At 64.2% G+C, this 23,700-nt stretch carries 22 protein-coding genes and 1 pseudogene; 15 read left to right on the top strand and 8 right to left on the bottom strand.

Annotated elements, in window-relative coordinates:
- The first annotated feature begins 73 nt into the window (after nucleotides 1-73).
- The 5 genes from KFB96_RS18465 to KFB96_RS18485 all read left to right on the top strand — a co-directional run bounded on the left by KFB96_RS18465 (nucleotide 74) and on the right by KFB96_RS18485 (nucleotide 6,907).
- Nucleotides 74-499, top strand: coding sequence for an FxsA family protein (locus KFB96_RS18465; protein WP_213460361.1), 426 nt, complete (start codon nucleotides 74-76; stop codon nucleotides 497-499).
- A gap of 143 nt (nucleotides 500-642) precedes the next feature.
- On the top strand, nucleotides 643-933 hold the full coding sequence (groES, locus tag KFB96_RS18470; RefSeq protein ID WP_093029859.1) for a co-chaperone GroES: 291 nt from the start codon (nucleotides 643-645) through the stop codon (nucleotides 931-933).
- Nucleotides 934-1,061: 128 nt separating this feature from the next.
- Nucleotides 1,062-2,711: a chaperonin GroEL gene (groL, locus tag KFB96_RS18475; protein ID WP_213460363.1), complete on the top strand. Its 1,650-nt coding sequence runs from the start codon at nucleotides 1,062-1,064 to the stop codon at nucleotides 2,709-2,711.
- An 837-nt stretch (nucleotides 2,712-3,548) separates the two neighbouring features.
- Complete coding sequence (locus KFB96_RS18480; protein WP_213501483.1) at nucleotides 3,549-5,669, top strand: diguanylate cyclase; 2,121 nt, start codon at nucleotides 3,549-3,551, stop codon at nucleotides 5,667-5,669.
- 398 nt (nucleotides 5,670-6,067) lie between these two features.
- Nucleotides 6,068-6,907 (top strand): hypothetical protein, encoded by an 840-nt coding sequence (locus tag KFB96_RS18485; RefSeq protein ID WP_213460369.1) that lies wholly within the window; start codon nucleotides 6,068-6,070, stop codon nucleotides 6,905-6,907.
- Here the strand turns inward: KFB96_RS18485 and KFB96_RS18490 are convergent.
- On the bottom strand, nucleotides 6,838-8,619 hold the full coding sequence (locus KFB96_RS18490) for a metallophosphoesterase (RefSeq protein ID WP_213460371.1): 1,782 nt from the start codon (nucleotides 8,617-8,619) through the stop codon (nucleotides 6,838-6,840). The two genes, KFB96_RS18485 and KFB96_RS18490, sit on opposite strands and share 70 nt — an antisense overlap.
- Before the next feature lie 440 nt (nucleotides 8,620-9,059).
- Here KFB96_RS18490 and KFB96_RS18495 point away from each other — a divergent pair, with 440 nt between their 5' ends.
- Both KFB96_RS18495 and KFB96_RS18500 read left to right on the top strand, forming a co-directional pair.
- A complete protein-coding gene (locus tag KFB96_RS18495) occupies nucleotides 9,060-9,932 on the top strand; it encodes a hypothetical protein (RefSeq protein WP_213460373.1) in 873 nt (290 codons plus the stop codon).
- 250 nt (nucleotides 9,933-10,182) lie between these two features.
- On the top strand, nucleotides 10,183-11,406 hold the full coding sequence (locus tag KFB96_RS18500) for a GAF domain-containing protein (protein WP_213460375.1): 1,224 nt from the start codon (nucleotides 10,183-10,185) through the stop codon (nucleotides 11,404-11,406).
- Here the strand turns inward: KFB96_RS18500 and KFB96_RS18505 are convergent.
- Nucleotides 11,383-14,064 carry a phospholipase D-like domain-containing anti-phage protein gene (locus KFB96_RS18505; RefSeq protein ID WP_213501485.1) on the bottom strand — a complete coding sequence of 894 codons (2,682 nt, stop codon included), beginning with the start codon at nucleotides 14,062-14,064 and terminating at the stop codon, nucleotides 11,383-11,385. The two genes, KFB96_RS18500 and KFB96_RS18505, sit on opposite strands and share 24 nt — an antisense overlap.
- Nucleotides 14,065-14,117: 53 nt before the next feature.
- A complete protein-coding gene (locus KFB96_RS18510; RefSeq protein ID WP_213460377.1) occupies nucleotides 14,118-14,342 on the bottom strand; it encodes a DUF433 domain-containing protein in 225 nt (74 codons plus the stop codon).
- 71 nt (nucleotides 14,343-14,413) lie between these two features.
- On the opposite strand from KFB96_RS18510, the gene KFB96_RS18515 reads away from it, so the two are divergent.
- Complete coding sequence (locus KFB96_RS18515; protein WP_213460378.1) at nucleotides 14,414-14,686, top strand: CopG family antitoxin; 273 nt, start codon at nucleotides 14,414-14,416, stop codon at nucleotides 14,684-14,686.
- 29 nt (nucleotides 14,687-14,715) lie between these two features.
- Here KFB96_RS18515 and KFB96_RS18520 read toward each other — a convergent pair whose 3' ends face one another.
- On the bottom strand, nucleotides 14,716-14,922 hold the full coding sequence (locus tag KFB96_RS18520; RefSeq protein WP_213460379.1) for an H-NS family nucleoid-associated regulatory protein: 207 nt from the start codon (nucleotides 14,920-14,922) through the stop codon (nucleotides 14,716-14,718).
- Between the two features lie 154 nt (nucleotides 14,923-15,076).
- On the opposite strand from KFB96_RS18520, the gene KFB96_RS18525 reads away from it, so the two are divergent.
- Both KFB96_RS18525 and KFB96_RS18530 read left to right on the top strand, forming a co-directional pair.
- Nucleotides 15,077-15,343 (top strand): type II toxin-antitoxin system ParD family antitoxin, encoded by a 267-nt coding sequence (locus KFB96_RS18525; protein ID WP_213460380.1) that lies wholly within the window; start codon nucleotides 15,077-15,079, stop codon nucleotides 15,341-15,343.
- Nucleotides 15,344-15,366: 23 nt separating this feature from the next.
- Complete coding sequence (locus KFB96_RS18530; RefSeq protein ID WP_213501487.1) at nucleotides 15,367-15,675, top strand: type II toxin-antitoxin system RelE/ParE family toxin; 309 nt, start codon at nucleotides 15,367-15,369, stop codon at nucleotides 15,673-15,675.
- Nucleotides 15,676-15,733: 58 nt separating this feature from the next.
- On the opposite strand, the gene KFB96_RS18535 is transcribed toward KFB96_RS18530, so the two are convergent.
- The 4 genes from KFB96_RS18535 to KFB96_RS18550 form a co-directional block, all read right to left on the bottom strand.
- Nucleotides 15,734-16,663, bottom strand: coding sequence for an IS1595 family transposase (locus KFB96_RS18535; protein ID WP_213461211.1), 930 nt, complete (start codon nucleotides 16,661-16,663; stop codon nucleotides 15,734-15,736).
- On the bottom strand, nucleotides 16,664-16,978 hold the full coding sequence (locus KFB96_RS18540; RefSeq protein ID WP_300970453.1) for a transposase: 315 nt from the start codon (nucleotides 16,976-16,978) through the stop codon (nucleotides 16,664-16,666).
- A gap of 145 nt (nucleotides 16,979-17,123) precedes the next feature.
- Nucleotides 17,124-17,603 carry a transposase gene (locus KFB96_RS18545; RefSeq protein ID WP_213460383.1) on the bottom strand — a complete coding sequence of 160 codons (480 nt, stop codon included), beginning with the start codon at nucleotides 17,601-17,603 and terminating at the stop codon, nucleotides 17,124-17,126.
- A gap of 41 nt (nucleotides 17,604-17,644) precedes the next feature.
- Nucleotides 17,645-18,043: a hypothetical protein gene (locus tag KFB96_RS18550; protein ID WP_213460384.1), complete on the bottom strand. Its 399-nt coding sequence runs from the start codon at nucleotides 18,041-18,043 to the stop codon at nucleotides 17,645-17,647.
- Nucleotides 18,044-18,313: 270 nt separating this feature from the next.
- On the opposite strand from KFB96_RS18550, the gene KFB96_RS18555 reads away from it, so the two are divergent.
- The 5 genes and pseudogenes from KFB96_RS18555 (at nucleotide 18,314) to KFB96_RS18575 (ending at nucleotide 23,689) form a co-directional block, all read left to right on the top strand.
- Nucleotides 18,314-18,925, top strand: coding sequence for a Uma2 family endonuclease (locus KFB96_RS18555; protein WP_366931553.1), 612 nt, complete (start codon nucleotides 18,314-18,316; stop codon nucleotides 18,923-18,925).
- A 297-nt stretch (nucleotides 18,926-19,222) separates the two neighbouring features.
- Nucleotides 19,223-20,485 carry an FAD-binding domain-containing protein gene (locus tag KFB96_RS18560; RefSeq protein WP_300970454.1) on the top strand — a complete coding sequence of 421 codons (1,263 nt, stop codon included), beginning with the start codon at nucleotides 19,223-19,225 and terminating at the stop codon, nucleotides 20,483-20,485.
- 5 nt (nucleotides 20,486-20,490) lie between these two features.
- Nucleotides 20,491-20,643, top strand: a pseudogene (locus tag KFB96_RS18565) (deoxyribodipyrimidine photo-lyase); the annotation flags it as partial.
- Nucleotides 20,644-20,912: 269 nt separating this feature from the next.
- On the top strand, nucleotides 20,913-21,848 hold the full coding sequence (locus tag KFB96_RS18570; protein ID WP_213460385.1) for a hypothetical protein: 936 nt from the start codon (nucleotides 20,913-20,915) through the stop codon (nucleotides 21,846-21,848).
- Nucleotides 21,849-22,243: 395 nt separating this feature from the next.
- Nucleotides 22,244-23,689 (top strand): IS66 family transposase, encoded by a 1,446-nt coding sequence (locus tag KFB96_RS18575; RefSeq protein WP_213460386.1) that lies wholly within the window; start codon nucleotides 22,244-22,246, stop codon nucleotides 23,687-23,689.
- Nucleotides 23,690-23,700 lie beyond the last annotated feature (11 nt).

Here is a 23,700-nt window from a genome sequence, read left to right on the forward strand (position 1 = left end):
ATAATGTTTGTCGGTTTAAGGGATCTCGGTCGACCGAGCGCGGACCGACCGACCACTTCGGGAGACCATTATCGTGCCTTTTTTGTTTCTGCTGATCGTCATCGGAATTCCGATGATCGAAATCTACGTCATGATTCAGGTCGGCTCCGAGATCGGGGCGTTTCCGACCATCGCCCTGGCTATCTTCACCGCCATCGTCGGGATCTGGCTCGTACGCCACCAAGGCTTCGGTCTGCTGATGCGGGTGCGCGAGATGACCGACCGCGGCGAGGTCCCGGCGCTGGAGGTCTTGGATGGCGCGCTGCTCCTTGTCGCGGGACTCTTTCTCCTCCTTCCAGGCTTTCTGACCGACACAATCGGGTTTGTGTTGCTGGTCCCGCCGCTGCGGCAATGGATCGTCGGGCGCTATGTCCGGGTGATCCCGGTCAGGCCCGGTGCGCACACAGGAGGTGAAGAGGGTCCGCGGGTCATCGAAGGCGACTACCGCCGGGAAGATTGAGGCCCGTCGAACCCTCCGGCGCTTGACAGACGAGGATAAGGCTCTACTATTAGCACTCGTTTGAGATGAGTGCTAACAGAGCGCGCCGAAACGGGCTGCTCACCCGCGCTCCGAACCCGTCAACCGCACGAGGAGACCACCACATGAAGATTCGTCCCCTGCACGACCGCGTCGTTGTCCGTCGCATGGAAGAAGAGCGCACGACCGCCGGCGGCATCGTAATCCCGGACTCCGCCACCGAGAAGCCGATCCAGGGCGAGATCATCGCCGTGGGCAAGGGCAAGATCCTCGACAACGGCGAGAGCCGTCCGCTGGATGTCAAGGTCGGCGACCGCGTCCTGTTCGGCAAGTATTCCGGCACCGAGGTCAAGCTCGACGGCAACGATTTCCTGGTGATGCGCGAAGAAGACATCATGGGTGTCGTCGAGGGCTGATGCCGAGCGCTTCCCCTGCGGGAAGCCCGCATCGAGTCCAGACGTAAGCCCCGCGAGCGAGCCGTCCAGGCTCGACCCGCGTCCCCTGCAGCATCGAATTCCAAAGAATCAGATCAAGGATTTACACTATGAGTGCAAAAGACGTCAAGTTCGGCGGTGAAGCCCGTGCCCGTATGATGGAGGGTGTCAACATCCTCGCCAATGCCGTGAAGGTCACGCTGGGTCCCAAGGGCCGCAACGTCGTCCTCGAGAAGTCATTCGGTGCCCCGACCGTCACCAAGGACGGCGTGTCCGTCGCCAAGGAAATCGAGCTGAGCGACAAGTTCGAGAACATGGGCGCCCAGATGGTGAAGGAAGTCGCTTCCCACACCTCCGACATCGCCGGCGACGGCACCACCACCGCAACCGTTCTGGCTCAGGCCATGGTCCGCGAAGGCCTGAAGGCCGTCGCTGCCGGCATGAACCCGATGGATCTGAAGCGCGGGATGGACAAGGCCGTCGAAGCGGCCGTGGAAGAGCTCAAGAACCTCTCCAAGCCCTGCACCGAGGCCAAGGCGATCGCCCAGGTCGGCACCATCTCGGCCAACTCGGACGAGTCGATCGGCCAGATCATCGCCGAGGCGATGGAGAAGGTCGGCAAGGAAGGCGTGATCACCGTCGAGGACGGCACCTCGTTGCACAACGAGTTGGATGTCGTCGAAGGCATGCAGTTCGACCGCGGCTACCTCTCGCCCTACTTCATCAACAATCAGCAGAGCCAGAGCGCCGAGCTGGATGACCCCTTCATCCTGCTGCACGACAAGAAGATCTCCAACATCCGCGAGCTTTTGCCGGTGCTGGAATCGGTTGCCAAGGCCGGTCGTCCGTTGCTGATCGTCGCCGAAGATGTCGAAGGCGAAGCGCTGGCCACCCTGGTGGTCAACACCCTGCGCGGTATCGTCAAGGTCTGTGCGGTCAAGGCCCCTGGTTTCGGTGACCGTCGCAAGGCCATGCTTCAGGATATCGCCATCCTCACCGGCGCGACCGTGATCTCCGAAGAGGTCGGTCTGTCGCTCGAGAAGGCGACCCTGAACGATCTGGGTACCGCCAAGCGCGTGCAGGTCGGCAAGGACGAGACCACCCTCATCGACGGTGCCGGCTCCGAGATCGACATCAAGGCGCGCTGCGAGCAGATCCGCGCCCAGGTCGAAGAGACCAGCTCCGACTACGACAAGGAGAAGCTCCAAGAGCGTCTGGCCAAGCTGGCCGGCGGCGTGGCCGTCATCAAGGTCGGTGCCGCCACCGAGATGGAGATGAAGGAAAAGAAGGCACGCGTCGAAGATGCCCTGCACGCCACCCGTGCGGCGGTCGAGGAAGGCATCGTCCCCGGCGGCGGTGTTGCGCTCGTTCGTGCCCAGACCGCGGTCAAGGGCCTGGTCGGTGCCAACCACGACCAAGACGTCGGTATCACCATCGCGCGTCGCGCCATGGAAGAGCCGCTGCGTCAGATCGTCGCCAACGCCGGCTGCGAGCCGTCCGTCATCCTGCACAAGGTCGTCGAAGGCTCGGGTAACTTCGGTTACAACGCCGCCAACGGCGAATACGGCGACATGGTCGACATGGGTATCCTGGATCCGACCAAGGTCACCCGTTCGGCACTGCAGAACGCCGCGTCGGTCGCCGGTCTCATGATCACCACCGAGGCCATGATCGCCGACGAGCCGAAGGACGACGCCCCGATGCCGGGCGGCGGCGGCATGGGTGGAATGGGCGACATGGGCGGCATGGGCATGATGTAAGCCCGACCGTCTGCGTCTAGCCGCAGAAGAAAGCCCCGCCCCGGCGAGAGTCCGGGGCGGGGCTTTTTTTGTTGGAGCCATGGTTGGATCAGCGCCGGCTCCGCAGCGCCTCCACGACCCCATCGCTGCCGACCCCCCGCCGTTGCCGACACGAGTACGCTGCGTGATCGACGAGCTCCGTCGGGTCGTCGATCCAGGCGAGTTTCCGACCCCATCTATCCTGGCCGAACCATCTCTTCGACAGGGCCTTCGGTGCCTTCGCACGGCGCGGAATCAATGAAGTCAGCCCTGAAGAACCAGGGGCGACGCAAGACCACCGACAATAACGACAACGCCTAACAGACTAAAAGCCTTGTAATCCGTCACTTTACCTCAATGGGCCAAAGGTCTTTTCTATGCCCGGGGCGTGCTGACCATCCCCGAGGACGCGGGATGCTTATCATGCCGTTCAATCCTCCTTGCAGTTGAGCAATGACGGGTGCGGTTCAACAAAAACAACGGAAGACCGGGCAATAGTCACCCGCTGTGAGAGAGCCGCGCAAGCGGGAATCCGCTATAGTTGGGTCACTCACGCTCGGAGCCGCGATCACGACGGCCACTGCCGGTCCAAATAAACCGCAGCAGCCGGCGGCGCTCACACGGCCGTTTTGATGTCCCAGCACCCACCAATCGTCGTCGATTCTTGCTCATCGCCCCAACCTTCCGAGGCCATACCCGCCGGCCTGTATCTGTTGCAGGTGGATGCCGACGGCCACCCCTCCTTCCGCTTCGTCACGGAACGGCTTCTCGCCATGCTCGACCTGCCCCGAGAGGTGGTTCTCGCCGACGCGCGAGACCGTGTTCCAGCGGGTGCACCCGGAGGATTATCCGGCGTTCCTGGCGCTGAATCAGCAGGTCTTCACCGCCCCGCGGCCTTTCTTGTGGGAGGGCCGGGTCGTGGTCCGAGGCGTGACCCGCTGGTGGCGCCTGGAGTCGTTGCCGCGCCCGCTCCAGGACGGGCGCATGCTCTGGGAAGGGGTTGCCATCGACATCACGGACGCCAAGGAATTGGAGGCCGCGCGGCGGGTTGGAGAGGCGCGCTTCGAGCGCCTGCTGCACTTTGCGCCGGTCCCCCTGGGCAATCTCGATCGGGTACACCGGACTCGCTTCTACAACGCGCTCTTCACCAAGACCTACGGCTACAGCGAGTCCGATCTGCCCGACGAGCAGCGCTGGTGGGAGCTGGCCTATCCAGACCTGGCGTACCGCCGTCAGATGCGCGGGCGCTGGGACGCCGCGCTCGCCGCGCTGGCCGCGGGGGATCCCAGCCAACTGCCGTTCGACGCGGAGGTGACCTGTAAGAACGGCAAGAGGCGGGCGGTCGAGATCCACTACGCGGTGCTCGACGACGGCTTTCTCGGTGCCTTCGTCGATGTCACCGAACGGCGGCGTGCGCAGCAGCGTGAGCGCGCGGTGCAAGCGATCCTGCGCGACATCCTGACCGACCAACCATTGGCGGCCATTGCCGAGAAAATCGTCCGCGCCACCGAGTCAGCGGCGTCCGACGGCCTCTGCTCGCTGCTGCTGGTCGACGAGGAAAGCCGCCGGTTGCGCCTGCTCGCCGCGCCGAGCCTGCCGGCCTTCTACAACACGGTGATCGACGGCCTCGCCATCGGCGACGGACACGGCTCCTGCGGCACCGCTGCCGCGCGCGGCGAACGGGTGATCAGCGAGGACATCCTCGTGGATCCGGCCTGGGCGCCCTATCGGGAGCTTGCCGCCAGGGCCGGTCTGCGAACCTGCTGGTCGGAGCCGGTGCTGGCCAAGGATGGCGAGGTCCTCGCCACCTTTGCCCTCTATGCCGGGCAGCCACGGACCCCGCGTGCGCGGGAGATCGCCCAGATTGCGGGCGCCGCCAGCCTGGCCGGACTTGCGATCGAGCGCGCTCGCGCGCGCGAGGACCTGGCCCGGCGCAACGCCTGCGAGGAGGCGGTGCGCGACATCTCCCGGATGTTCCTGACCCCGGCCGAGCCCGGCCTCGATGTGGTAATCGACGCCGCCCTGGCCCGCATTGGCGCCTGCCTCTGCGCGCATCGCTGCTATCTCTTCCAGATGGCCGAGGGCGGCGCCACCATGACCTGCAGCCACGAGTGGTGCGCACCCGGCATACGGCCGCAGCTCGACGAGCTGCGCGACCTCGCGGTGGACCGCTATCCCTGGTTGCCGGAGATTGCCCACAGTCGGCAGGCCGCCTGGGTCACTCAGGACGACATTGCGCAGCTCTCGCCCGAGGAGCAGCGCATGATCCGCGACGGTGAGATCCAGTCCATGCTGGCGATCCCGATGTTCGGGACCGGTCAGATGCGCGGCATCCTGGGTCTCGACGACGTGCAGGTGCGCAAGCGCTGGAGCGACTTCGAGCAACGCCTGCTGCGGCTGGTCGCCGACATCATCAGCGCGGCGCTGGTCCGCGATCAACTGCAGCGAGCACTGCACGCCATGGCCTACCAGGATGCGCTGACCGGGCTGCAGAACCGGCGTGCCTTCGACGAACGGCTGCGCGCCGAGATCGTCCGGGCGCGACGCTATCGCGAGGTGTTCTCGTTGCTGCTGCTCGACATCGATCGGTTTAAGACCATCAACGACGCCCACGGCCATGACATCGGCGATCAGGTGTTGCGAACGCTCGCAGAAATCCTCGGGAGCCGCATGCGCCAAGCCGATGGGTTGGCGCGCTGGGGCGGCGAGGAGTTTACCCTGTTGCTCCCGCAGACCGATGGCGAGGGTGCCCGGCAGCTCGCCGAGCAACTCCGGGGCGCGGTTGCCGAGTTCCGGTTCCCCGGCGTGGGGCGGCTGACGATCAGCCTCGGTATCGCGCAGTTCGCGCCGCATGACAGTGTCGACACCCTTTTTCGGCGCGTCGATCAGGCGCTGTATGCCGCCAAGGATCAGGGTCGGGATCGCTGCGTGCTGGGGTGAGGGGTCCCCGTGCATGCAGGAACCATCTTTCATCGCTGCCTCGATCCATTGCTGCACTCCATTTGGCGCACACGTCCCGCGCCATCATGCGACGCGGTGGTGGCCTGTTTGAGCGGGCCGGTGGTGTCTCTGCGCGGTTTAGAAACGTTGGATTTTCCAATGTCGCAAGCGGTCCTATGGTGAGATCGCAATATCACGCCGATCGCCGGGCGAGCAACGTCCTGGCCTTGGAGTCAACGAAAGAGCGCCGTCGAACGATGTCGAAAAAATCTCTCGATCAAGATCAAGCCCCCCGAGCCGCCACGCCGCTGATCGTACCTTCGGGTTGCGGTGCCGTGGCGGCGCTGCAGCCAGTTCCAGGCAGTACGATCGGGCGCGGATCAGAACGAAGCAGTGATATGCGGTCCAGTTGCCTTGCGCGATTCTCCGGCACCGGGCGCGCACCCGACCGGTTGGATGCGCCGAAACAACGGACGTGGGTCGTCTGGTCCGTTCGACTGTTCGGCGTCCTCACCTTGGCGCTCATCGGATGGTGGTTGTGGATCGCCTACGATTGGGACCATACCGCCTTCTGGGAATGGACGAGCACCGCCGATCCGTTGGTCTTCTTCCTGCTGCTCGCGGTCCTTCCGGCCGTCGGGTTTCCGACCTCGCCCTTCTATCTGCTCGCCGGAGCGACCTTCGGCGCCGGCACCGCGATCATCGGCTCGGGGCTCAGCATGGCGGCGAATCTGGTCCTGTCCTGGTGGCTCGCCCACACGAGCCTGCGTCCTTGGATCCATGCGCGTCTTGCCAGGACATCCTTCAAGCTCCCCGAGCTGACATCACCCGCGCAGGCGATTCGATTCGCGCTGTTGGTCAAGGCTGCCCCCGGTGTCCCCGGAACACTCAAAACCTACCTCTTATGCCTGAGCGGCTTAGCTTTTTCGGTCTATTTCTGGGTGTCCTTGATCGTCTCGCTGATCTACGCCGCCATCCTCGTCCTTCTCGGTGAATCGGTCTTGCAGCACGACTTCGGTCAGATCGGCTGGATGCTGCTGATCCTGGCGCTGCTTGGCGGACTGGTCTGGTGGATTCGGCGACGCTGGCGCCGGCAAATTGTCGACTCCCAGGGTGATGTCCTGGAAGGGTCTACCGTGCGTGCGCAGGCGCAAGGCGTCCCGGGCCATTATGGCTTCAGAATGAATCGGTCCACCGTCCGAACCTCCGAACCGGGATTGCCGGTGTCGAAGGCATAGCTGGTGACCGACCCGTCGGCGGTGTCGAGGATCGAGAAAAGTGTCAGCCGATTGCTCGCGATGTAAGGCAGAACCCGGTCGCCGTCGGTTTCGGGGTCGATGCTCGGCGGGATGGGCTCGAGCCCGTTCGGGTCGCCCCGAGAGGTGGCGTTCGCAGGGTCCCAGGGCGGCGGCGGCACCGGACGCGTTTGGCCGCCGAGCGCATGGAAGGCCCCGAAGCTGTTGCCGACATTCGAGGTTTCGAGGTAATGCACCCCGCGATCGAAGAAGCGGTTCCACAGGTGCGAGTGTCCGTTGACGACCAGCTGCACGCCTGCCCGTCGAAGCAACGGCTTGAGATCCCGGATCAGATGATCCTCCGAACGCGGGTATTCGTAGCGCACGTCCGTGAGTACCCCGTTCGTGTCGCGCTCTTCGATACGCACCGGATCGGTAAAGGGGGGCGAGCTGTTGGCGCCTAAGCCGTGGATGGGGTGATGCATCAGGACGACGCGGTACTTGGCGTTGCGGAATGCGGGACTCGCCAGCTCGCGCTCGAGCCACGCGAGCTGGTCGCTGCTGCGATCGATCCGCTCGAAGATGTGCTGCCCCCAGCCTTGGTCGAGCGGGTCGTCCGGGAGCGGATCGACCTCCCGATAGCGGCCCGGGCGATCGGCGTCCAGCTTGGGCGTGCGCCAGATCTGGGTGACGTAGAGCCCGACGACGCGGATGTCGCCGAAGGTCTCGGCCCAATAGGTCTCGCCGCCGGGCGAGTCGGCCGGTAGCGTAAAGAGCTCCAGATAGCTGTCGAGGTTGAAGCTGTTGTCTTTGATCCAGCGCGCGCGGATCTCCGGATCGCCGCTCGGATTGATCTCTCCGGCACGCCTTTCGTAGGCCGTTTCGGCGACCGTGCGCGGCACCGCCGCGTTGAATTCGTAGGCGAGACCCCGGCCGGGCAGCGACCGGCCCATGACCTCGTGGTTGCCGATGACCGTGTAGAGCGGCGCATATTGGATCAGGCGCCCGCCGCGATAGCGGGTCTCGCGTCCGTCTTGGTCTTCGATGATCGCCGAGGCGCGACCCTGCAGGGCCGGGAAGAAGGCGGTCCCGCGGGCATCGTCGAACCACTGGGAGGCACGATCCGGATGATTGACCAGGTCGCCGACGACGAATACGGCATCGACCCGCCCGACCGTCTCCTCGACCTTTTGAAGGTTGGCGGGGGTCATGGGGAGTGTTTGGTGATCCGACGTCAGCAGGATCTTCACGGCTTGACCGGGCAGCGGCTTGGGCGCGAGCGTGAAGACAGCGCTCAGGACCGGGCGACCCGCGTCGTCGAGACTCAGCACGCGGTAGGGCACCCGCTCGCCCGGCCGAAGACCCTCTGCCCGCGCGGCATGCCGCCAGAGCGGTCGTACGACGGGGCCGTTCGGCGCATCCGCCGGGGGACGAGAATCAGTGTCCTCGCGCATGCGCGAGAGTCGAATGGTCCGGGCCTCGGACACCCGAACGGCGCGCGCGGCGCCGACGGTGCTGCGCGGGCCTTCAGAGAGGCGAACAAGGTCTTCTACCGCGACTTCCGCGACGTCGGCACCGTAAAGGAGCCAGTGGCGACGACCCGGGAACTCGGTGACCCAGACGATCTCGACCGAGTCGTCGGTCGGGCGCTGCAGATAGGGGTCGGTGAGGAGCTCGGGAGTGATGGGCTGATCCTCGGCGGGTCCGGCGATCATGGTCGGGGCGCTTGTCAGGAGCAACCCGAACAGAATACATCGCAAGAGAAGGACGAGGGTCCGAGAGCGCGCGCAGGGTTCTTGCTCAAAGACTCTCGGAAGCATCGCTTTTCGGCTCATGATCACGTTGACCTCATGCACTGCCGTTCTCCTTGGGCCTCAATCTAACGGCTGCCAATGACGTTTCGGTGACACTCGATGATTGGCTCCGCCACCCGGACCTCGCACCGCTTGATTCTGCTTCGCGGTTCTTTCGACGGTCTAACGAAGCCGGGCCGGGTCTCGCTCCTGCCGATGGGAACGCCGACCCCGAGGACGGGCTGATCGATGTGAGACGCCCGTGAACGATCGCGTTGTACTTCAAACTTGAAAACGTCAGCCCTTGCTGCGACCTTCACCGCGTATGGCGCCCCGCTCTACCGGCCTTGAGGCGATTCTCGATGAAAAGACCGTTCACCGCCGTTCTTACCCTTGGTCTGCTCTTGATGTCTAATGCTGGAGCGCTGGGTGCAGACCCCGTCGACGACCCGGCATTCGACCGTCACCGGTTCGCGAAGCACTACATGTATGGCACGCTCACCCGGCAATCGGCTGCTGATGTGTTCAAGGGAACCGAACAGCCCTTACTGAAGTTTGAAGTTCTCGACGACCCGCCCTCGCTCTTTGTCAACTTCGAGATCAGCCCCGACAAGGTCGACGACCTTGTCGAGTTTTTGGCTTTTCCGCCCGGCTTTGCCTTGACGCCGATAGCAATCCTCGAAGGCGATGCTCCTCGCATCTACCTCTCCTTGAACATCTATGCGGTTTACGGGCTGCGAGGACTCCTGTCGGGAAATCGGGCTGAGTGGTCCGTCTACGTGACCAAAAATGGAGGCCGCCCGTCCTACATGGTCGTGGATGCCAAAGCCAGTAAGTTGACGCTGGATTCCGTCAACTGGTTTACTCCGGGAACGGAGCTGATACACGATAAAACCAACGATGGGCTGAGCAGTTTTGTCGTCGCCGATGAGGGCGCATCGTTCAGCTCGTTCGTGACTCAAGCCGGCATTTGGACTGCCGAGCGCGTCTATCCGGAACCATCCTGGGTCTCTGCCAACGATCGGATCTACTGGCGTGATGGTGTCGCTGACCGGACCTACTATGACGGGGATTTCGTCGACACGCCGGTCCTCTCCGTGGATCCCGAGGAAATGACAATGACGGATGATACCGTCTGGCGTCAGTTCGTTATTCCGCGACCTGTCAGCGTTCTGGTGTACGAGACCGGCTTCGAGCTGGTCATCTCCCCGTGGTACAACCTGGATCCGGAATAGGGGGCGCGGCGTTCAGGCTCGGTCGTTGTCAAGGAGAATGTTGCGTGCAGCAGTCGTCGCTCGGCGAGGCCCAATGGCGCGTCGCGGCTCAACAAAACAACGGGTGGCCCGGCATGGTTGCCCGCTGTGAGAGAGCCGCGCAAGCGGGAATCCGCTATAGTTGGGTCACTCACGCTCGGAGCCGCGATCACGACGGCCACTGCCGGTCCAATAAACCGCAGCAGCCGGCGGCGCTCACACGGCCGTTTTGATGTCCCAGCACCCACCAATCGTCGTCGATTCTTGCTCATCGCCCCAACCTTCCGAGGCCATACCCGCCGGCCTGTATCTGTTGCAGGTGGATGCCGACGGCCACCCCTCCTTCCGCTTCGTCACGGAACGGCTTCTCGCCATGCTCGACCTGCCCCGAGAGGTGGTTCTCGCCGACGCGCGAACGGTGTTCCAGCGGGTGCACCCGGAGGATTATCCGGCGTTCCTGGCGCTGAATCAGCAGGTCTTCACCGCCCCGCGGCCTTTCTTGTGGGAGGGCCGGGTCGTGGTCCGAGGCGTGACCCGCTGGTGGCGCCTGGAGTCGTTGCCGCGCCCGCTCCAGGACGGGCGCATGCTCTGGGAAGGGGTTGCCATCGACATCACGGACGCCAAGGAATTGGAGGCCGCGCGGCGGGTTGGAGAGGCGCGCTTCGAGCGCCTGCTGCACTTTGCGCCGGTCCCCCTGGGCAATCTCGATCGGGTACACCGGACTCGCTTCTACAACGCGCTCTTCACCAAGACCTACGGCTACAGCGAGTCCGATCTGCCCGACGAGCAGCGCTGGTGGGAGCTGGCCTATCCAGACCTGGCGTACCGCCGTCAGATGCGCGGGCGCTGGGACGCCGCGCTCGCCGCGCTGGCCGCGGGGGATCCCAGCCAACTGCCGTTCGACGCGGAGGTGACCTGTAAGAACGGCAAGAGGCGGGCGGTCGAGATCCACTACGCGGTGCTCGACGACGGATTTCTCGGTGCCTTCGTCGATGTCACCGAACGGCGGCGTGCGCAGCGGCGTGAGCGCGCGGTGCAAGCGATCCTGCGCGACATCCTGAACGACCAACTCAGCGAGGACATCCTCGTGGATCCGGCCTGGGCGCCCTATCGGGAGCTTGCCGCCAGGGCCGGTCTGCGAACCTGCTGGTCGGAGCCGGTGCTGGCCAAGGATGGCGAGGTCCTCGCCACCTTTGCCCTCTATGCCGGGCAGCCACGGACCCCGCGTGCGCGGGAGATCGCCCAGATTGCGGGCGCCGCCAGCCTGGCCGGACTTGCGATCGAGCGCGCGCGCGCGCGAGGACCTGGCCCGGCGCAACGCCTGCGAGGAGGCGGTGCGCGACATCTCCCGGATGTTCTGACCCCGATCACGCACCTGTCGATGCTGCACTTCTTCGGATACAGTCAACCGACGCCCGGTCCGATACCTCGTTCACGTGCTCCACCCGGTCATTAAAAACCGTTTCCGCACGTCCGTATCCAGCACCCGAGAGCAGCTTTCCCAATCGACCTTTTCGACCCGGTGATACCGCAGCTCGAACGGATGCTGCTTGGGAACCGCGTCGATGGTCCGCTTCGCCCGATCGATCTCACCGAGTGCAATGTCGATCCAGACATCCTCCAGGATGTCCGGGATCTGTCCGAACAGGTTGGCGATGTTCTCCAACCGCTCCGAAAGCAGCTCATGGACGCGATCCTCGACGGACCCGGCATAGCGCATGTTGTAGACATCCACGGTGTCGCGGAGCTGACCGATGCGCTGGATGCGGCCTTTGCGCTGCTCCAGACGCGACGGATTCCAGGGCAGGTCCAGATTGATCAGGGTTCCGAGCCGCTGCAGATTGAGACCCTCGGAGGCCGCGTCGGTGCCGATCAGCACGCGGATCTCGCCGGTGCGCACACGCTCCTTGATCAGCTCACGCGCAGCACCCGTGAAGACGCCTTTGTGCATGATCCCCGAGCGCCGGGCGCCCGCGTAGATGCCGATCTCTTCCTCGGGGATCTCCGCGGTGAGCTGGTTGGCGAGCCAGATGACCGAATCGAAATACTGGCTGAAGATGATGCAGCCGAGCTCGCGCCAGCCCTGCTCGAGCAGCAGCGAACGCACGATCCGGTATTTGGGGTCGCGTTCCTGGTTTGCCTCCAATGCCTTGAGGAATCGCTGCAAGAGGGCGCGCTCGGCCGACGTCAGGGTGCGTAACTGACTCAGCGTGTCCTCGTCGTCTTCATCCTCGTCCAGCGTGGCCCACTCGGTCAGGAGCTTCTCAACGGTGCGGCGTCCGGCCTCGATCGTGCTGCCGACACGCCGCAGCAGGAGGGTGCGAAAGAAACCGGCGTTGGCCCGTTCGGCGAGCAGTCCGCAGAATGCTTCGGCAAGGTGATAGGCATCTTCGAGGAAGGGCGGCAAGGCGATGGCGTCCTCGTCGCGCTCGCCATGCAGTCGGACCTCGACCGGCTTCAGGAAGGGTTCGCCCGATTCCGGATCGATAGTGGTTTCCAGGTACTCGCGGGTCCGCAGCACGATATGCCGGATGAAGGGATTGGACTGCTCGAGGAAGCGTGGGAAGAGACGCCGGACCCGCGCGCGGTCCGGCGGGCGTAACCGATCGAAGCTGCCTCCGGTCGCCATGAGGTCGGCATCGGAGAGACGCAGCGCCCGGCGCAGCGCACTGTAGTCCGGTCCCTCGGCTGCGGGCGGCAGTGGGTTGCGCATCCAGGCCCACCGATCGGCATCCTCGGTCGGCGGCTCCTCGCGACCCAACAGCAGCCCCAAGGCATGGCGCGGTTGACGCCATGGGCTGCCGTAGCCGCCCAAGACCGCGTCGGACCCGCGCGCGAGTGCATCCAACAGGTCCCACGCCTCGATGGGATGGATCTGCACCGGTGTCGCGGTCGCCAGCAGCAGACTGCGCGTGCGTGGCGAGATGTCCCAGAGAAAGCGCAGCAGGTTATTCGGCTCGGCCGGATCGTATTCCTTGCCAGGCCCCAGGTTGCGCCGCCGCGCGCGGTGCGCCTCGTCGAGGATTACGCACGCGTATCTGCCGTTGAGGAGCCAGTCCCGGATCTCCGAGCCCGCGACGATGAGGCCGGTGGAGACGATACCGACACGCCGCGGACACTTGCGGATGGATTCCGGGCCGGCGCTCGGATACTCGATGCCGTTCTCGTCCACCCAGCCGCGCCCGTCCCAGACCGCCGAGGGCATGTCGAGCAGCGTGTTCAGCTCACCCTGCCACTGCCAGATGAGTGGCTTCGGCGCCAGGATCAACACCGGCTTGTCGCCGACCAGAGCCATGAGCTGGGCCGCCATGGCGAGTTGGATGGTCTTGCCGAGCCCGACCTGGTCCGCCAGGACAAAGCGCGCGCCGTGAGCGCCCCTATGCGCGTCGAAGGCGATCTTCACGAAGTGCTTCTGATGCTCCCAAAGCCCGACCTCCTTGCGATAGACCGGCGACTCGATCACGGCGGCCGCCGGATCGGGCTGGCCACGCCACTCGGCAAGGTCCGGAATGACCGAGCGCACCGCGAGCCGCTGGATATCCTGCACCACCGCATCGGCCAGCTCGACCGCAAAGGGCGAATGCCAGAGGCTGTCGAACTCCTCCCGCACCCAGGCCACCGCGTCCTCGGAGTCATCCTCCCACAGCAGCTCGTAGTTCAGACGCCAGGCCGTGAGCGACTCGTTGACGCTGCCGAGAAAGGCGGTGCGTCTCCCGTCCGCCAAGGTGATCACGCCGGCCTTGCCGTGGATCAGTCCGAAGATCGCATCGGGAAGCACCCTGACCTGCAGCTTGCCGCTGGCGAGGAAGTCATAAAGACGCTGCAACCGGGGTTTCGCCGCGTCCGGCAGGCGCTCCGGCTGTGCATCGCACCACTCCCGACGCATCGCGGCCTGGGCGGCCTTCTTCGCCGTCTCGATGTCCTTCGGAGCGATGATCGAGTTGCAGACCAGGCGGACCGGGCCGGAGACGGACTCCAGCTCCTCGCCCGCGACCTCCATGATCGATGACGAGAAAAAGCCGGCGATGCGGTCGTAGCCCCGCGCGCCGCGCAGACGCTTTGCAAGAAAGCTGTGATCGAGCCGAATGCGGCGAGACGAGAAGCGGTTGATCATGGCCTCGGGTTAGCGCCGTTGCTGTCGCGGGACTCAACCAGAAGACGCGCCGTTCAGGCTAAGCGCGGAATGAGGTGGTCGGTCTGACGGGCGGCATCGTCCAGGGCCGCTGCGATGTCCTCCGCCTCAAGGTAGGGATAGTCCTCCAGGATCTCCGACGGAGACGCCCCGGCGGCCAGCATACCGAGGATGTCCGACACGCGAATCCGCATGCCCCTGATACAGGGTCGGCCGCCGCAAACACTTGGGGCGATCGTGATTTTCGGCAGTGCCTTCATCGACTCTTCTCGGATGTGCAGGATTGGGGCGACATCATGTCGTAGGATGCATCAAAAGGAGGTCGAGCACTATGAGCGACAACAACAGTCTCAAGACGCTGCCCGCACTCACGAGCGACGAGGACGCGGAGCGATTCCTCGACGAAGCCGATCTGACCGAGTATGACCTGAGCGATTTCAAATCTGCCGGGTTCGAATTCGAGAAGAAGTCGGCGTGGGTGAACATATGCCTGCCGGGGCCACTCTTGGATGCGGTCAAGGCACGCGCGCAGGCTCGCGGCATGCCGTATCAGCATTTCATCCGCGAGGCGATCGAACGCGCGTTGGATCACCGGGAGTCTTGAACAAGGCGCGCTCATTAACATCTTTCTAATCAGGATCCCAGAAGTTCCTCCGGCGTAATGCCGACCGACTTAGCAATCTCTTGCATCTTCTCCAGGGCCTCCTTCGTCTGCCGCACCCGCCGTTGCGCGAGCTCCTGCTGGATCTTGGGCACCAGTGCTTCGAGTGCCTTGTCGGAGAGCGTGGAGAGGTCGATCCCGCCCTGCTTGGAATCTGTAGCACTACCGGCATCGTTCACGTCGATGTCCTCTTTCTTGTGTCGTACGGTATCCTTTACTGCGGACACTCGCGCGGTGCGTTGCGTGTTTCAGGGTCTCATGGTATGAATAAGTCATACCACGCAGACGCCGCCTAAACATCGCCAGAACGTCCTTACCCATCACGTACTCGTCATGCCTACCGTCGAAAAGATCACCATCGCACTCACCAAAGAGATCGCCGACAATGTCCGCGCTGCGGTCGACGCCGGCGATTATGCCTCCACGAGCGAGGTCATTCGCGAGGCTCTGCGCGACTGGCAACTCAAGCGCACGTCGCAACAGGAGCAGGTCGAACACCTACGCCGTTTGTGGCAGGCGGGGCTCGCTAGCGGTTCGGCCGGCCGGCTCGATATGGCCGAAATCAAACGCGAGGCACGCAAGGTCAAAGCCTCGCGCTGAACCGCTCGCAAGATTGCACAGCCATGCACGATGTCACCATCAGCAACCAGGCACGAGAGGATCTCATCGCTATTTGGGAGTACGTCGCCGACAACAACCCGTCCGCCGCCGATCGCCTGCTCGACATGCTCGATGCGCGGATCGACCGCCTTGCCGATCATCCCTTCCTCGGCCCTGCGCGACCGGACATCGCCCGCGACTTCCGCTATCTCGTCTGCGACAACTACCTCATCCTCTACCGAGCTCTCGCCGATGCGGTCGAGATCGTCCGTGTCCTCCACGGCGCGCGAAACCTAACGGCGATTTTCACGGACATCGACCCCCTGCCCTGACCAAGCCATCAGAATCCCTCGCCGGCGAAGACTCGGACGCACCTTTCGCGCCACCTGATTAGCAAGGAACGTCAGCCACGCGCCGGATCCACGATTCGGGGCGGGGACCGCAAGCCGTCGCTGTCACCAGCAGGCGGATCGGCAGGGCGCGCAGATCGAAGCGGCGATTAAACCGATAGGCGATCGTGCCGAGGTAGCGCTCGGCGTATTCTCCGAAATCGAAGCTGTGGTATGCCCCGCTGAAGCGGGTCTTGAGATTGCCCAGGACGGTGTTGATCCAGTGGAACATGGGCAACTCCTTGGGTTTGCGCGTCCCGACGACGGTCGGCTGGTGGGTGCAGCCGATGTCGGTGACGCCGGCGAAGCAGGCCAGGCCATCGGAGACGACGGTGCTGGTGGGGGCGAGGTTCGCGCCCGCCCACTGAGCGATGGCGGCGCGGGTGAAGCCGGACACTGGAGTGAACTTGGCGCGCAGGGGATGACCTTGGTCATTGAGAGAGACCGCGCCGATGAAGGGAACTTTGTTCTCCGAGCCCCGTCCCGCGGTGCCGCCGACCAGTTCGCCGCCGAGATAGGCGTCGTCGACCTGCACGGTTCCGCACAGCACGGTGGCGGCCTCGCGCTCGACCATCGCCTGCATCAGCTTGTGATGAATCAGCCAGGCGGTTGGATAGCCGACCCCGAGATCGCGCTTCAGCGCCAGGGCCGACAGGCCGGTCTTGGCCTCACCGATGAGATCAATGGCCAGGAACCAGACGGTCAGTCTCAGTTTGGTAGCCTCGAACAGCGTCCCGGCGATCAGCGAGGTCTGGTGATGGCAGGCATTGCACTGGAAGGTCTTGCGGGGGCTGCCGTGCAGCACGCAGTTCGCCGCCCCGCCGCAGCTCGGACAGCGAAACCCGTCCGGCCAGCGCATGCGCTCCAGCGCCGCCACGCACTGGGCCTCGGTGCCGAACTGTTGAAAAGGCTCTTTATGTGTTTCGGACAGTTAGCCCAGGAGCGCCGCCAGCAGTGAGTTCAACAGGCCCTTGCCTCGGACACGAGCATTGTGGACGAACTGAAAGAAGCTCGGGTACACGGGCAAGCTCTCCTGTGAAATGCCGCGGTGGGGCCGCAACCACGACCGCAGCAACGACCAGACGCCTTCCATGGTGTTGACGTGGACCTCGTGGAAACCGTCTCCGTCATCGTCGCGCGCATACTCGCCGCGACTGTGACAGACGCTGTGATGATCGTAGCCCCACGCCGGCAAGCGGGCGTAGATGTCGTATTCGTCGGTGAAGAACCGCGTTCCCGGGGCCACGGCGCCGCGGATCAGCGGATCAGCGGCTCGATCGTCGTCTGTTGGACGTTCTCCGGCATCCACATCACCACCTCGCCACCGCGCTGGATGATCCCGAAAATCGGCGGCTTCTCCTTCGCCAGGGTTCCCCGCCCGCGGGCTCCCTTCAGGCGGCGACGCCGCCCTTTGCGTTGTTTTTTTTTACCGCTTCCGGATGTCCCTTGTGACCGGCGACGACGTACACCTCGTCGGCCTCCACTTCGCCCGTGAGGAGCGGCGGCGGCTGCTTCGCCTCGATGCCCTCGCGCAACTGCCGGGTCATGCGTTGGGCGTCGTCCTTGTTCAGGTCCAGCTCAATGCCGATCTGCCGGTTGGACAGGTTCAATCCCATGAAGTACAAACACAGCACCCAGGTGCGCAGCGGCTGATGGTGTCGCGCGAAAATCGTCTCGCTCAGATCGTCGAACCAGCGTCCGCAGTCCTTGCAGAGGTATTTTCGGCGCTCCGGCTGCGTGGTGTCCCGGCCCTGCTTGGTGACGGCTGCCGAGTGGCAATGCGCACAGCGCACTCCGTCCGGCCAGCGCAAAGCACGGATGGTGTCGTAGCACTTCGCATCGTCGATCAGGTTCTGTATGTTCAACATCATGCAAACATCCGCTCGGTCGGGGCCTCGAAACGCTGCGGATCCTACACGAACAGGCCCCGTGGCGGCCAACCCCGCATGCGGTACCTGTCTTCTTCACTCTCTTCGCGGGCACGTGCCGCGCTTTGCTTAGCCCTCTGCCGGGACCTGTCCGAAACACATAAAGAGCCACGCGCCAACAGGCCGAGGGCGTTGAGCAGATGCGTCTTGCCGCCGCCCATCTCCTGGGTCAACTCGAAGACCCCTTGCGTGCTCTTGCCTTCCAGGCGTCTGAATGCCTCCGTCAGCAGGATGCGCATCCCCTCGGTGACATAGTTCTCGCCGAAAAATGCCGCAGGGTCGATGCGATCCCGGATCAGGTCCGTGAGGTCCAGGACAGTGTCCCGGCGCGACGGGTCGAAGATGCTGTCGCGGGGTGTGCAGGCGTGAGCGAGAGTCTGCATGAGCGGTCCTGGATTCGTCTGGCCCTGGTCCTCTGCATCGAGGCTCGATCGCGTCGACACAAGCTGCGCGGAGTGTATGACAGGCTTTAATGCAATGGTAGCGACGAGGCATTCATGCTCCATCGGCGGAGCGTTGCGGCCCGATCGACAGGGTGACGCCTCCGTGAAGATGCCGAAACGCCTTGGTTGATCGGTTGGTTTAGGGTACGCCGTTAGGCGGACCTGATCGGCTTATGTGCGTCCCAAACCCCTTTCGCGGAGGTCAATCCGATGGAGGCCCACAAGCCGGCAACCGTCGCCGAACTGCTCGCATGTCCGGATGAGCGGGTGGAACTGATCGGCGGGGAGATCGTTCGCCGGCCGATGGCGCGCGGTGAGCACGCGATGGTCCAGGGCGCCACGCACGACGAGCTGAGCCCGTTCCAGCGCAAGGACGGCCCCGGCGGCTGGTGGATCGCCACCGAGATCAGCGTCGCCTACGTGGCGCAAGAATGCCCGAGCCATGATCTTGCCGGCTGGCGCAAGGAGCCTAGCCCCAAGCGTCCGCGCGGTGTCGTCGAGCTGACGCCGGACTGGGTCTGCGAGATCGTCTCGCCCGGCCACGAGCGCAAGGACACCCTGACCTTATTCCTGCCTCTGCAACGCCACCGCGTGCCGTTCTACTGGCTGATCTGGCCGGAGAGCCGCACCCTTGATCGCCTACCAGCTCGACGGCGAGCACGACCGCGTCATCGCCACCATTACCGAGCCCACTCGCGTGCGCGTCCCCCCGTTCGATGCCTTCGAGATGGACCTGAGCTACGTCTTCGGCGAATAGCCGCCGCGTCCAAATCGACGGGGTCGCCTTTCATGGATCCCCCGCCGGCAGGCTGGGGTGCGTAGCCTCCGCCCGCCAGACTGCGCTCACCACGCGGTTGCGTCCGCGCGTCTTGGCCTCGTATGAGGAGCGCGTCGGCACGCGTGTAGATCGCGTCCCAGTCGGGGAGCGGTGGTTCGCCGTCGCGAACCCCTGCTGGACAGACCACCTTGAAGGTCCCGTTGCCTCGTTCCAATCGCCGACAGCCGAGCAAGGTGAGCATGCACCGACACCGACACCGACACCGGCAGTGGCACCGGCTCCGGGTTGAAAAGCGCTTGGCGTCATCCATGTCGGCCTTTCAGTCCAAGATGGAGAAACCGATGCGACAATCCGGTAGGCTCGGCGATGCCCCGCAGGCCGAGACGCCGACTCGGGCCGCCGGCCTTGCGCGTCTGGCGTCCTTCGTCCCGTACGCGGCGGTCTATGCCCGCGAGCGCAATCGGGTCGTCCCGCCGCATGATCGGGTCTCGCGGCTCTCGCCTTACTTACGGCATCGTCTGATCCTGGAGCGCGAGGCGGTCGCCGCGGTTCTGGACGCCCATCCGCGGGATGCCGTCGACAAGTTTGTTTCCGAGGTGCTGTGGCGGAACTACTGGAAAGGCTGGCTCGAGCACCGCCCGCACGTCTGGGACGCCTATCTGGACCAGCTCCGGCGCGACCGCGACGGACTCGCGGGGACGGCGTCGATCGGCTATGCCGAGGTGATCGCGGGCCGGAGCGGGATCGCTTGTTTCGATGCCTGGGCCCGGGAGCTGACCGAGACCGGCTATCTGCACAATCATGCCCGCATGTGGTTCGCGAGCATCTGGATCTTCACGTTGCGTCTGCCCTGGGCACTCGGTGCGGCCTTCTTCCTGCGTCATCTGCTGGACGGTGATCCAGCCTCGAACACACTCTCGTGGCGCTGGGTCGCGGGGCTCCACACGCGCGGCAAGCACTATCTGGCGCGGGCCGAGAACATCGCCCGCTACACCGACGGGCGCTTCGACCCCAAGGGCGAGCTCGACGAGCAGGCATTGCCCCTGACCGAGCCGCCACTCGATCTCACGCCGCGTGTGCTCCCCGCGTTGGTCGAGCTGAACACGGAACTTCCGAGCGGGCTGCTGTTGACGCCGGAGGATCTCGCCCCGGAGGTCTCGCACCTGTCGAAGCTCGGATTTCGAGGTGTGGCCGGGGGCTGGGACGAGACGGTCGGGGAGGACCTCGACCTGGCACCTCCGGTCGTCGACTTCTCGCGGGTTGCGATTGCCGATGCCCTGTCTCGGGCCGAGGCCCATTTCGCGGCGCCGTTAAAGTCCCTGGACAAGACCGAATGGCAGGCCGATGCCGAGGCATGGGCGCGCGGCCTTGGGGTGCGCCAAGTCGTCACGCTCGAAACGCCGGTCGGCCGATGGCGTGAGCGTCTCGAGCAGCTTGACGGGCGACTCGCCCGGCACGGCATCGCGCTCGTCCGCGCCCGCCGGACCTGGGACAGCAGTCTTTGGCCCGGCGCGACCCGTGGCTTTTTCCCCTTCCGCGAGCAGGCCCGCCGCCAAGCCCGACTCGAAGGTTTTACGCGCATCGCTCAGCCTCAACCCGGATGAAACCCATGCAACTTGTCTGGTTCAAGCGCGACCTCCGGGTCTACGACCACGCCGCACTCGCCGAGGCCGCACGGCGCGGCCCCGTCCTGCCGCTCTATATCGCCGAGCCCGGATACTGGTCCCAACCGGATGCCTCCGGTCGGCACTGGGCCTTCATCGCGGAGTGTCCCGAGGTTGTGCCAGATGTCGACGATGGCGATGACCGTTTTGGTTACAATGTCGATTCACCGACACCGTGTCATCGTTCCCGTTGCTGATGTCGCCAAAGGGCGCCGCCAAGGCCCAAGCCGGCTGTAGAACAAGCATTGTGACCGCGTGAATCAGTCAATCAATCGGACACGATTCTTGGGCGTCCGTTGACGACCGGTAATGCAATTGACAGAATCACGACTCAACCAAGCGATTTCGAATCAATGGGTTCCAAACAGTGAGCAATAAACGGCCTAAGAAAGTTCTGATCGTCTATTTTTCCCAGACCGGTCAGCTCGAGCGGGTCGTCCGGTCAGTTGCTGCGCCGCTTGAGCTCACGCCCGCCATCTCGGTGCATTTCGAGCGGCTTACGCCGCTCGTGGCGTTCCCATTCCCCTGGCCGTTTCTGCAATTCTTCGATGTTTTCCCTGAATGTGTCTACCTCGATCCACCCGAATTGTGCGCCTTGTCAGTGAATCCGGGGGAAGACTATGACCTTGTCGTATTGGGATACCAGCCATGGTATCTCTCGCCATCGTTGCCGATGACCGCCTTTCTGAAGTCTCCTGCCGCGCTGGAGATCCTTCGCGGAAAGCCGGTTATAACAATTGTCGCTTGCAGGAATATGTGGTTGATGGCGCAAGAGGAGGTCAAAAAGCTTGTCGCTGCGAACGGCGGTCACTTGATCGACAACATCGTCCTTATCGACCAAGGTTCGTCAGGCGAAAGCTTCGTGACAACTGTGCGGTGGATGTTGACCGGGCGGCGCGATCGCTTTCTGGGGCTCTTCCCACCGGCCGGAGTAGCCGAAAGCGAGGTTGAGCGCGTCCGGGCTTGTGGCGAGCGGATTCGCGACGTTCTCGCGGCAGATTCCAAGCCGCTGGGCAAGCCGTTGCTCACTGATCTCCACCCATTCGAGATCGACCAAAGAAACCTGCTTCCGGAAACGCTCGGCCGGCGTAGCTTTCGCGTCTGGGGATGGCTGCTTCGCCGGCTGGGACCACCAGGTCATCCAGCCAGAAAGCCGATCCTTGTCTTATATGCGCTATTCCTCGGCATTTCGATCGTCACGGTCGTACCCTTCTCCGGCGCTGTGCGTTCCGTTCTTGGGCGTTTACCGGCCTTTCGCCGACGCATGGATCGATGGGCAGAGCGCTTTGCATCTCCATACTAGTCATGATTTCGGCGCAAGTTCCGCGCTCTACTGTCATCTTCCCTCGGGTCTAATGGCGAACAGAGTCTGAGGACTCACTCGCGAGGTGTTGGCCACGACGGCATTAGAGCAGGTTCTGCGCGGCGCATGGGCAGTGTCGCATCACCGTGGCGTCCATTTATGGGGCTACTGCGTCGCGGCGTGCCTGGGGCGTTCGGACTGGATGGGGCTGCATTCCCGGAGATGCTCGCCTGCCCGACCGCGGATGAACGGTGCGACCATAGATCATCTATGATGGGTAACCATGATACGACGTGATCACCTATGATTCGTCGCACTCACATCGACGCCTTTATTTTGTGGTAACTGTTCAGGTCAGCTTGCCAAACAATCCCCCGGGGCGGTAAGTTTGCAACATGCCTAAGCCGCCATCGACAACCGACAGCCCCGACAGCAAAGATGTCGAACTGGCGCGGCTGCGGGCGCAGAACGCCGAGCAGGCGAAACAGATCGCCGAGCTGCTTCAGCGCATCCGCGATCTGGAAGCGCGCTTGGCCAAGGATAGCCACAACTCCAGCAAGCCCCCATCCTCGGATCCTCCGTTCAAGAAACCGCCGCCGCGCTCGCGCCGCGTGCGCAGCGGCATGAAGCCCGGCGGTCAGAAGGATCATCCGGGCGCCACCCGAGCACTGGTCGAGGATCCCGAGCACCGCATCGTTGTGCCCCTGGAGGGGCTTTGCAGCTGCGGGCGCGACTGCGCCGAGCTGGCTGTCGAGGTCTTGCCCGAGCGCCGTCAGGTCATCGATCTGGTGGTGCGCCGGGAGGTCACCGAATATCGCACCGTGACCGGGGTGTGTGCCTGCGGCCAGGCGCATTGCAGCGCCTTCCCGGATGCGCTCGGCGCGCCGGTGCAGTACGGCCCCGGGCTGTCGGCCTTGGCGGTGTATTTGACGCATTATCAGCTTCTACCCTATCGGCGCAGCGCCGAGCTGCTCGGTGTCTTGGCGGGCATCACGCTCTCCCCGGCGACCCTGGTCAACATGGGTCGCGAGGCGGCGGCGCGCCTGGTGGCACCCGTGGCGGCGATCGGCCAATCCATCGTGCGCAGCGCCGTGGCCCATGCCGATGAAACGGGGATGCGCGTCGCCGGCGCCCTGCAGTGGCTGCATGTGCTGTGCACCTCGGTTCTGACCTTCTACGCCGTGCACGCCAAGCGCGGCGCCGAGGCGTTGACCGGCATCGGCCTGCTCGACGGCTTTCGCGGCATCCTGGTCCACGATCACTGGCGGGCGTACTTGAGCACCCCGGCGCAGCATGCCTTCTGCAATGCCCATCACCTACGCGAGCTCATCGCCCTCGCCGAAGCCGACCCGGTGCTGTCCTGGCCCAAGCAGCTGATCGCCTTGCTGTGCGAGGCCAACGACGCCACCATCGCCGCCCGCGCGGCCGGTCTCGAAGCCCTCCCCGCTGCGGTGGTGGAGGACTTCTTCACCCGTTACGACAGCATCCTCGCCGACGGGGCCTTCTTTCATCCGCAGCGCCTCCCGCCACCGGGCAGTCGACGACGGGTCAAACAGACCCCGGCCTACAACCTGGTCGCGCGCCTGCGCACCCACCGCGACGAGGTCATGCGGTTTGTCACGGACCTGCGTGTCCCCTTCGACAACAACCTCGCCGAGCGCGACCTGCGCATGCCCAAGCTCAAGCAAAAGGTCTCGGGCTGTTTCCGCTCGCCCGAAGGTGCCGCGGCCTTCGCCACGGTACGCTCCTATCTATCCACTCTGCGCAAGCAGTCGATCGATCTCTATCCCGCACTTGTGATGACCTTCCGGGGTCAGCCTCCGATGCCGCACTTGCCGTAAGGCGGTTGGCG

The sequence above is a fragment of the Thiocapsa sp. genome, from assembly GCF_018399035.1.
In the GTDB taxonomy this organism is placed as follows: Bacteria; Pseudomonadota; Gammaproteobacteria; order Chromatiales; family Chromatiaceae; genus Thiocapsa.